Annotated in this window: 1 protein-coding gene; it reads left to right on the top strand. The window is 56.5% G+C overall.

The annotated features are described in order from the left end of the window. Positions 1–208: 208 nt before the first annotated feature. The coding region (ligA, locus tag Q2B33_RS24020; protein ID WP_300914337.1) for an NAD-dependent DNA ligase LigA at positions 209–1,833 on the top strand (1,625 nt) is incomplete at its 3' end.

Below are 1,833 nucleotides of genomic sequence, written 5' to 3'. Positions count from 1 at the left end.
ACGCAGGCAGGAATGACTACGGCAAGAACAGGCCGTTATCATCTCCTGCCTTTTTGCGCGAGTAATGAGCCGAACGGGAACGCTTGCGTTCACACTCGGCGAATACCGCGACAACGAGACGACAGGCGAGTTCGTTCAAGGAAGGAGGCCGGAAACAGGAATTCACAGGTCCAATGGCAAAAATAAAAAAGAAAAGAGGTAAAAACGAATGTCACAGGCAACAGAACGGATCCACGAACTGGTGGACAAACTCAACCAGTACCGCAATGAATACTACAACCAGGATGCACCCAGCGTTTCAGATGCAGTTTACGACCGCCTTTATGATGAGCTGGAGCTTTGGGAGAAAGATACGGGCATCATCTTAAGCAACTCCCCCACCCAGACCGTAGGCTATAAGGCTGTCAGCAGCCTGGAGAAGGTGCGGCATGACATCCCGCTGCTCTCCCTGGCTAAGACGAAACAGGTAAGCGACCTGGCCTCCTTCCTGAAGGGCCATGGCGCCCTGCTCATGCTGAAGCTGGATGGGCTTACCGTGAAGCTCGTCTACGAAAACGGGAGGCTCGTGGAAGGCTCCACCAGGGGCGACGGCGAGGAGGGGGAGCTCATCACCCACAACGTCGCTGCCTTCCGGAACGTGCCGCTGTCCATCCCCTATAAAGGGCGACTGGCAATAACCGGCGAGGGATTCATCCACAAAAGCGACTTTGAGCGCCTGAAGGGTACGCTTACCGGAAGCGATGGGAAACCCTACCGCAACGCAAGGAACCTGGCCTCCGGCTCCATCCGGTGCCTGGACGCAGGAATCTGCAGGGAACGTGAGGTCAGCTTCTGCGCCTTCAATGTGCTTGAGGGCCTGGATGAGTTCGAGGACTCACGGGACAGCCGCAGCAGCCTGCTGAACATCCTGGCCGAGTTCGGCTTCGATACATGCCCTGCCATATATATCCCTCCGGACGCAAAGGCAGACCACATCGCATCGAAGATCCAGAAAATGACGGACTTTGCGGAATTTAAAGTCTGCTGCGTAGACTTTGACATGCCCATAGACGGGATGGTGCTGCGCTTCAACAGCTTCTCCTATTCCGCAACCCTGGGCAGGACCGGGCACCATTACAATGACGGCATCGCATACAAGTTCGCGGATGATACCTATGAGACCGTGTTCCGCTCAGTCGAATGGCAGACAGGACGCTTCGGTGAGATCGCACCGGTGGCAGTCTTCGACACCGTGGAGATTGACGGCTGCGGGGTATCCAGGGCAAGCCTGCACAACCTGTCCTTCATCAAGGGGCTGGAGCTGCACCCCGGATGCCGCATCCTGGTATCCAAACGGAACATGATCATCCCACATGTGGAGGACAACCTGGACCGCGGGAGCTGCCAGGACATGGCGCCAAAAGCCTGCCCCTGCTGCGGGCATCCGACACACATCTACTCCAGGGAAGGCGACAGGGGGCGCACCATCGAGACGCTCCACTGCGACAATCCCGAATGTGGCAGCCGCATCCTTCATAAGTTCGTCCACTTTGCAGAAAAGAAAGCCATGAACATCAGGGGGCTTTCTGAAGCGACGCTGGGCCAGCTCTTCAGGATCGGCGCCTTGAAAAGCTATCAGGACCTCTACCACCTTGACCGCTACCGGAATGAGATCATCGCTCTGGAAGGTTTCGGAGAAAAATCCTACGAAAATCTGATCGCTTCCATCAATGAAAGCCGTAACACGACATTTGTGCGCTTCGTGGTGGCAATGGACATCCCCCTGATCGGCAGGACTGCCAGCAGGATACTGGACGGGCATTTCCACGGCAGCCTGCGGGAACTGAGGCTGGC

Origin of the sequence: uncultured Acetatifactor sp. (genome assembly GCF_948601915.1) — a bacterium.
Classification (GTDB): domain Bacteria; phylum Bacillota; class Clostridia; order Lachnospirales; family Lachnospiraceae; genus Acetatifactor.
Note: the sequence above shows the minus strand (reverse complement) of the source record. Positions and strands in the feature narration are given on the sequence as shown.